General features: G+C 54.5%; 10 protein-coding genes and 1 pseudogene. 5 read left to right on the top strand and 6 right to left on the bottom strand.

Annotation, left to right across the window (positions count from 1 at the left end; genetic code table 11):
* Positions 1 to 88 precede the first annotated feature (88 nt).
* A pseudogene (locus XarbCFBP7408_RS17755) lies at positions 89 to 367 on the top strand (XVIPCD domain-containing protein); the annotation flags it as partial.
* Between the two features lie 234 nt (positions 368 to 601).
* Positions 602 to 1438, top strand: coding sequence for a restriction endonuclease (locus XarbCFBP7408_RS17750; protein WP_104564076.1), 837 nt, complete (start codon positions 602 to 604; stop codon positions 1436 to 1438).
* A 52-nt stretch (positions 1439 to 1490) separates the two neighbouring features.
* Here the strand turns inward: XarbCFBP7408_RS17750 and XarbCFBP7408_RS22470 are convergent, their stop codons facing one another.
* The 3 genes from XarbCFBP7408_RS22470 to XarbCFBP7408_RS17745 are packed head-to-tail and all read right to left on the bottom strand — an operon-like array spanning position 1491 to position 3792.
* Positions 1491 to 2402, bottom strand: a complete 912-nt coding sequence (locus XarbCFBP7408_RS22470; protein WP_146093785.1) for a hypothetical protein — start codon at positions 2400 to 2402, stop codon at positions 1491 to 1493.
* Positions 2399 to 2956 carry a hypothetical protein gene (locus tag XarbCFBP7408_RS22465; protein ID WP_146093784.1) on the bottom strand — a complete coding sequence of 186 codons (558 nt, stop codon included), beginning with the start codon at positions 2954 to 2956 and terminating at the stop codon, positions 2399 to 2401. Before XarbCFBP7408_RS22465 ends, XarbCFBP7408_RS22470 begins: the two co-directional genes overlap by 4 nt.
* A complete protein-coding gene (locus XarbCFBP7408_RS17745; protein WP_104564075.1) occupies positions 2953 to 3792 on the bottom strand; it encodes a ParA family protein in 840 nt (279 codons plus the stop codon). The genes XarbCFBP7408_RS22465 and XarbCFBP7408_RS17745 overlap by 4 nt, the downstream gene beginning before the upstream one ends.
* 268 nt (positions 3793 to 4060) lie before the next feature.
* On the opposite strand from XarbCFBP7408_RS17745, the gene XarbCFBP7408_RS17740 reads away from it, so the two are divergent.
* Positions 4061 to 4393, top strand: a complete 333-nt coding sequence (locus tag XarbCFBP7408_RS17740) for a hypothetical protein (RefSeq protein WP_102252942.1) — start codon at positions 4061 to 4063, stop codon at positions 4391 to 4393.
* Positions 4394 to 4817: 424 nt separating this feature from the next.
* Here the strand turns inward: XarbCFBP7408_RS17740 and XarbCFBP7408_RS22460 are convergent, their stop codons facing one another.
* Both XarbCFBP7408_RS22460 and XarbCFBP7408_RS17730 read right to left on the bottom strand, forming a co-directional pair.
* The gene (locus tag XarbCFBP7408_RS22460) at positions 4818 to 5210 is read right to left on the bottom strand and encodes a hypothetical protein (protein WP_146093783.1); all 393 of its coding nucleotides are present in this window, start codon (positions 5208 to 5210) and stop codon (positions 4818 to 4820) included.
* Positions 5207 to 5683 carry a hypothetical protein gene (locus XarbCFBP7408_RS17730; protein WP_258072192.1) on the bottom strand — a complete coding sequence of 159 codons (477 nt, stop codon included), beginning with the start codon at positions 5681 to 5683 and terminating at the stop codon, positions 5207 to 5209. The genes XarbCFBP7408_RS22460 and XarbCFBP7408_RS17730 overlap by 4 nt, the downstream gene beginning before the upstream one ends.
* Positions 5684 to 5821: 138 nt before the next feature.
* Between XarbCFBP7408_RS17730 and XarbCFBP7408_RS17725 the strand changes: the two genes are divergently transcribed.
* Positions 5822 to 6076: an antitoxin gene (locus XarbCFBP7408_RS17725; protein ID WP_104564074.1), complete on the top strand. Its 255-nt coding sequence runs from the start codon at positions 5822 to 5824 to the stop codon at positions 6074 to 6076.
* Complete coding sequence (locus XarbCFBP7408_RS23535) at positions 6076 to 6246, top strand: type II toxin-antitoxin system RelE/ParE family toxin (RefSeq protein WP_181106868.1); 171 nt, start codon at positions 6076 to 6078, stop codon at positions 6244 to 6246. The genes XarbCFBP7408_RS17725 and XarbCFBP7408_RS23535 overlap by 1 nt, the downstream gene beginning before the upstream one ends.
* Here the strand turns inward: XarbCFBP7408_RS23535 and XarbCFBP7408_RS17715 are convergent.
* Complete coding sequence (locus XarbCFBP7408_RS17715; RefSeq protein WP_258072193.1) at positions 6184 to 6558, bottom strand: hypothetical protein; 375 nt, start codon at positions 6556 to 6558, stop codon at positions 6184 to 6186. The genes XarbCFBP7408_RS23535 and XarbCFBP7408_RS17715 overlap by 63 nt on opposite strands.
* Positions 6559 to 6985 lie beyond the last annotated feature (427 nt).

Below are 6985 nucleotides of genomic sequence, written 5' to 3'. Positions count from 1 at the left end.
CAAAGCGCACTAGGGATCTCGTTGCGACGTGTCATGCCGGCAATGTTGTCGCCGACTCAACAGAATTCAAGGGTTTTGTTAGCCGCTCTTAGCTAAAGAGAATGGGCTGACAAGAATCGATCATGTCGTGCTGAGCGAGAACTATAAGTCTGTGCGACAAGGCGAGAACCTGTTCGTTGTAGAGGGGGCGTTGAACGATCCCGCGCACAAGATGGCGCACATGAAGACGAACGACGCCATTGCACAGCCGGTTGAACAGTCTCTGGCGCAATTGCAGTCCTTAGGTGAGACACAGCGGCAGCAACAGTCCCAGCAACAAGAGCAGCAGCGCGAACAATCGATCACTCCGCCGCCCCGGATGGTATGAGAGTGCACGAAATAGCTTTGGCCCTGAGGTTTCGCGAGGGCATTAATACTCCGACGCACGCGAGCGCGCTGATGGACGCATAAGCGGCCTCAAGCGGTGGGGCAAGAATTTGGTTTCTCACTTTCGAGCGCGTGAGGCTGATGTCTGGTGGGAGATTGCTCGCAACGGCGCAGATGCTCTGCTGACAAAACCTGTTGCAGCGGCTATGGTCGAAGCTGGGACGGGGGTTCTTGCATGGGACGCAGAAAGAAGCAAACCGGGTTTGAAGCATTGGCTGCATTGCCGTGGCCGGCTGGCTTGATTGCAGGAGTCGCTGCGTATCTTGCGGTGCGCTACGGCATAAGCTGGTGGTTTTCTCAACACGGCGGGATGCTTTCGCAGGGCATTGCCCAGCAATCGAGCGGGATGCTCGCGCCATTGGCGTGGATGCTGCTCGGCGTCTGCTGGCTTGCCGCGCTGTTCTCCTACCTGGGCACACGCAGCCGGCGGCGCTTTTTGGAGACGCGCACAACCCTGGAGAGCCTGTCCGCCGGCGGCTGGCGCCAGTTCGAGCAATTGGTGGGCGAAGCGTTTCGCCGCCAGGGCTACAGCGTCGAAGAAACCGGCCTGGGCGGCGCCGACGGCGGCATCGACCTGATCCTGCGCAAGGACAACCGCCGCACGCTTGTGCAATGCAAACAGTCGAAGCGCCAGCAAGTCGGCGTCAGCGTAGTGCGGGAAATGTTCGGCCTGCTCGCGCATCACCAGGCCCATGCAGTAAAGATCGCCTGTATCGGTACCTACACGAAAAATGCCGAGCGCTTTGCCGAAGGCAAGCCGATTGAGTTGATTGGCGGCGAGCAGTTACTGGAAATGATAGGAGCGGTGCAACAACAAACCACAGCGCAGCCGACGGTCACATCGGCGCGCATGGAGCCTATCTTTGCTTCACCTGACTCCACTGCCTCCGCGGCCGTTGCGATCCCAAGCTGCCCGCGCTGCAGCAGCGCGCTGGTGCAGAGAACAAATCGGCGCACCGGCGAGAACTTCCTAGGCTGCATCCAGTTCCCGAAGTGCAGAGGAACTTCTTAAATGAACCTGACCCCGTCTTTTCTGACCTTGTTCTGCGCATATTCTTCCAAATTTATATGTTCAGAAGCCGCCTTAGCGCATGCTTCTCATCGCTAGAAAATGCCAAGAATGAAATAGATTTATCGTATTCATTCATTCTTCGATAGTCGTCAAGATGAGCGGCCAGAAGAAACGCTGTAGCCATTTTGACGAATTTAGATACCGTGGTACATAGTTCATGTTCCTCATTAGCGCGACGAACAGCACTACCGTTATCCTTAAACGCATTCATTGATATGAATTTTGAGCCATGGACGTAGGCCGACGTAGAACTATATAGCTGACTGTTCATAGAAAATAAGTCGAACTCTGTTTCGTCAGTCTTCTTTTTAAAAGTCGTATCGACCTTCCTGTAAAGGCTTAGATAACTCGTACCAGCAAGATAATCACGAAGTGCTACAGGCGCTACGCGAGCATGGTCGGATTCCGCATCTCCTTCAAGCATATCTAAATATTCTTGGGGATGATCTTTATAGTAGAGATGTCTGTATAAGTCTTCTAGCATGCAGCGCAAGGCAATGTATGCCCCACGATAATTACAAAGAAATATTGAGTTAAGACACAGTAAGCTGTCAGACCACATTTCCTTCAGAAAATGCGTGAATCGCATTTCGATCTGTGAGTCTAGTACTGCAGCGTGCAATTCATCTGGAAGCTGCGGCAGACGCAATGCTTCGACAAATCCCTTCTTATTTTGGAGTCGTTGCATACGTGTCAGCAGGATTTGCTGGGTCGGATGAGAAAGACCACGAAGTGATTGAAAACAATGAAGTGTTAGGAATAGGGGAAAGAAGAGCCGGTAAGCTCGTTGAGCGCCAAGCTTTACCTCGCCTTCATTTGTGCAGCTATTTACATGCTCTCTAAGCTCGCGAGCATATATTTCGAACTCCAACTCAATACGCTTATTGTAATATGGAATTTTCATCTTAGAACTTCATTATCACGGACAGCACGCCGAAAATTAGGCTCCGCCGAGAACATATCGAGCAAATAACGGAAAATAGCATCTCGTTCTTGTACACGTAAATCTTTGAAGTACTGCCGGTAAATCCCTACGACGGTTTTAGGCGCAATTTTGTTTTCCGTTTCATTCAGAACATGAGCATGCATTGCATAGCTCAGCAGGTGAGTAAGTTCACTGGGGTGCCAGCTGTCAGCAACCTTTTCCAGGGTCTTCCAAAATGGCGCATGAATTCTTCGCAAAGTATGCTCACTATAAAGACGTGTAGATGATTTACTCCGCAATACTTCAAGAAGCAACTGGTCCGGTGTTTGTGGATTCTCGCTAACTCCTCTCGCACGCTGCCCTACATAGCGCTCAATCTTTTTTAACGTATCTTCGCGCACAGATGAAGGCCTTGAAGCTAAGATTGTCACTAGCGCTTCCAGTATCTCGCTGACGATCCGCTCCTCATTTTCTGTTGCAGATTTTGTATATGCGGCAATTTCATGTAGGGATTTTTCAATATACCGGTTCATACAGAAACCTTCTCGATGAACTCTTCTATGAATTCCTCAAATTCATTTTTTGTTTCTGCATGTGCCGGAGTGTTCCAGATTGCTGTTCGCTTTCCTGCAGCCACTCGATACCACTCACTCTTGCGAATTTTTGTGCGGAAAACCGATTGCGGCCCCCATTCTTTAATGATCTCATTCGCCATTGTGCGCTGAGAAGATATATCAGAGGCATACATTGTAAAGACCACGCCAACAATTACCGGACTGATACCGTAATCATGCTTGTGTTCTGCAAGAACTTGTTTCATTAAATTGGTCCCATGCGCACCAAATGAGTCCGCAATCATGGGGATAAGAACAGCTTTAGCTGTATTAAGTGCAATGCTTGTAAGCGAAGAATAGGTAGGCGCACAATCAATAAAAATAAAATCGTATTTTTTTCTCACTTTTTCGGTAACGAGAGCTTCTAAATCATATGGCCCGATGGATACACCACGTAAGACTGAGCTTAATATCAGCTCAGATGGCACTAGATCAAACAACCCGCCCTTACTATCGCTGTATACATTATACTTATAATTATCCATCTCTATAATCCCAACAGCGGACGGCTTGATGGGACCAACATGAGCAAAAGCATCGACGAACAAATCTGCTATGGTTTTCTTATTTTGCAAATGTTCTTTATAGCGATCTGAATCGGTTGAAACAACGGTTGCATTTGCCTGTGGGTCCAAGTCAATTAAAAGAACTCGCTTCCCTCTCATCTCAGCGAGATACTGCGACAGATTAAAGGATAGCGTGGTCTTACCGACGCCCCCCTTCATATTTATTATTGCAACACATCTGGCTGTCATTACGGCGCCCCAATTACTTCCTTCGTTAATCCGTGCGAATCAAAATCACAAGATGCGGGTGTCTTAACTAAAGCTCGCATCTTGCCCGCTTTTATCAGAAGCACAAGTACTTTTTTCCATTCCATCAAGTATCTCTCTGACGACATGCGGGGTTATTGGTGACCGATCCGGGGACTCCTGTATCAACGCCCCGCCGCGAACAAACCTTGACCTCCCATACATCACCCACCCGCCATCCTCGGCTCCAGACTCAACTGGAGAACACACGATGATGAAGTGGATGGGTACCGCGCTGGCCGCGGCACTGCTGGTGAGCGGTTGCGCCAAGGAGGAGGGCGAGAAGTTCGTCGGCCACTGGGTCAACGTACAGACGCAGGAAGAGACGATGGACATCGAGCGCAATGGCGAGACCTTCATGGTCCGCAGCACCACGCCGAAGTTCTTCAGCCGCAAGCCCAAGACCGAGAGCTACCCGGCGGTCTACAAGGACGGGGCGCTGCAGGTCACCAACGATGGCGAGACGGTGAATTTCGCTATCGACGCGACCAACGGCCACCTCAACACCGGTGGCGAGCAGTACCAGCGCGTGCCGGCCAAATAAGGCCGCCGCTGTCGCCAGCGCCCGCATGCAAACCTTGCCGGTCGCACGCGGGCGTTTGCGTTTGTGGGCCAGCCGGCAACGCCGGGGGGCTGCCGGCGCATGCTGCGTCGCGCAGACGCCGGGCCGGACACACCGCCCGTCGCCCGGCCTTGCGCTGCCGCTGCCATTCCACCCCGCGCAAGCCGTACAGTGCGCAGGCACGCCAGGGTCATGGCGCTGCCCGACCGATCAATCCAGCAACTACGAGGGTGTCATGAGCAAGGGGATGGACCAGAAGAAGAGCCAGAAGAAAGAGCCGACCAAGACGCTGAAGGAAAAGCGCGCGGCCAAGCAGGAAAAGAAGGGCAAGTAAGCCGCCCGGCCTGCCAGACGGCAGACGAGGTCAGGCGCAGGCCTGGCCTCGCGGTGTGACGCCGTGCCAGCCTCAATGACCGCCCAGGCGTAATGGGTGCTCAGGGTTATCACGGATGAAGCGATCGACCTCCGACAGCTTGGCTGGGAGAGCAACGCACGGGTGGCTGCGGTAATTGAAGAACCGAAAGCCAGCACGATACAAGCGCTCGACCTTGCGCCATTGCGCTTGGTTGCGGGCCGGGGGTGCCTTGAACGAACGCCCCATCACGCACAGCGCGTTACCGCAGCCAGGACAGGGGGCCACCTGCTCGCGCGGAGCGATCTTGAAACTTCTGCGGCAACCGAAGCAGGCGTGCGCTAGCCGATAGGCGGCGCCGGTGACGGGCGCCTTGGCCACACGCGGCTGACGAGCACCGACGGCATAACGCAATGCGGTGCGATGGGCTTTGTCGTCGGAACTCATTGACGTGCCTCCGGGCCGACCATGGCTGGCTGACGCTGCACGACATACCAAGTACTGCCATCGCATGACGCGGTGCCGGCCCGATGCGTGGCGGGCAGGATCGCTGCGACCTCGGCAGGCAGAGCCAGTTGCCAATCCAGGTTGGGAAAGGCGGTGGGGAAGCTCGTGCCATTCGGATTGGTAGAGTGCGCGTAAATGCCCGTATCCATCGTGTCCTCACTGAGGTGTGCCCACAGCTGCACCGCTGCACCACGTTGCGCCAGACGTGCTTCCAGGTAGCACAGCACACGCACTGCCACCGCGTTGACCATCTGCCGATGCTCAACACAGGAGTGGCCGCGGCCATTCCAGTCCACATGCGTATGCCACAGGTCGAACCAGCTTTCCGGGTCCAACCGGTCAACCGCTGCATGCGCCTTGGCTTCTGCCCGCGCCCAATAGCGCTCCATCCGTTTGCGGCGACGTCGGTCCATCGGTGCGGTCCTGTTTCGGGAGCGCAGTTTCCGTCAAAACACTGCACGGCGTCACCCGAGCTGGGGTCCCAAAGCTCTGCAATCGGTCAACCAGCCCAGATGCGCTAATGTGGGTTTGTATGGATTTAGGAGCGCGTCATGAGCCGTTTGACCATCGATCTGAGCGATCAGCAGCATCAGAGCCTGAAGGCGCTGGCGGCTCTGCAGGGCAAGACCATCAAGCAATACGCGCTTGAACGTCTCTTTCCTGGCGACGTAAACGCCGATCAGGCATGGCAGGAGTTGAAAACCCTCCTTGGGGGACGTGTCGAGCAAGGCCTTGCTGGCAACGTGTCTACCAAGAGCGTCAGCACCATCCTGGATGAAGAATTGGCCGAGGGCCGTCGCGGTTGATGCACGGCTACGTCCTCACCGACGCAGCCGAAGCCGATCTGCGCGGGATCATCCGCTACACCTCGACACGCTGGGGCCAGGCGCAAGTTCGCCGATACATCGCAGACCTATCGAGGCGTGATCTCGATGATGTTGGATGTAGCAGTCTTCAGCGACGTCATATCGGCTGAGGTGGTTTTACTCTTTGATTCCTGCTGCTCCCGATAACGTATAGGTGGGTGTACCCCGACCGAGTAATTGCGCCCAGGCATGATCTGGTAACTCAATGACAGATTGATCGTCCTGACGATTGACTGCCCCGGCTTCAGGACAAGAGATGGCGTGGAACCTCGGACGTTGTGCACATAGATGCCGCGATAGTCGACGGGGCTGCCGTCCTCTTGCAGGACCTTGAACAGATTGGTCTGCAACACCCCGCCTTTGTCTACGTCTGGAACATACGAGGCAGGTAGCTCGATGGGCTGGTCACCTGCGTTGGCCATCGTGACTGAGACGGATGCTCCAGCTGTCGCTGTATGCGCTGCCTGTCTGTTTTGGAGTCTGATCTCCAGCCTCCCAGCCGCAGTCGCGCTGGAGCAGGCTGACAGCGCGAGAATCCCAAGAACCCATATCGCCTTCATCATTCACCTCTTACGCGCAAGCGCTTCTTTGTCGTCAGTTCTCATGCCATCTCTCCGGCTTGGGGTACGAGCCCTGGACGGGCGGAACCACCGTGGCGGGCGACTCCTGGGCAGACGCTAGTCGCGATTCATCCTCGGAGCGATCTTTCAATCCAACGTGCACTATCGCGCGCGGTTGGGGACCTGACGCTTTGGCGCTTCCCACATCACCGTCTAGGGAACCTCTGAACAACTCTTGGCGTTGCGAGCGAATTTGGGATTTCGCTTGATCACGACAATCTCCGTTGCT

Source organism: Xanthomonas arboricola pv. guizotiae (assembly GCF_002940205.1).
In the GTDB taxonomy this organism is placed as follows: Bacteria; Pseudomonadota; Gammaproteobacteria; order Xanthomonadales; family Xanthomonadaceae; genus Xanthomonas; species Xanthomonas arboricola_C.
This window is presented reverse-complemented; position numbering and strand designations above follow the sequence as displayed.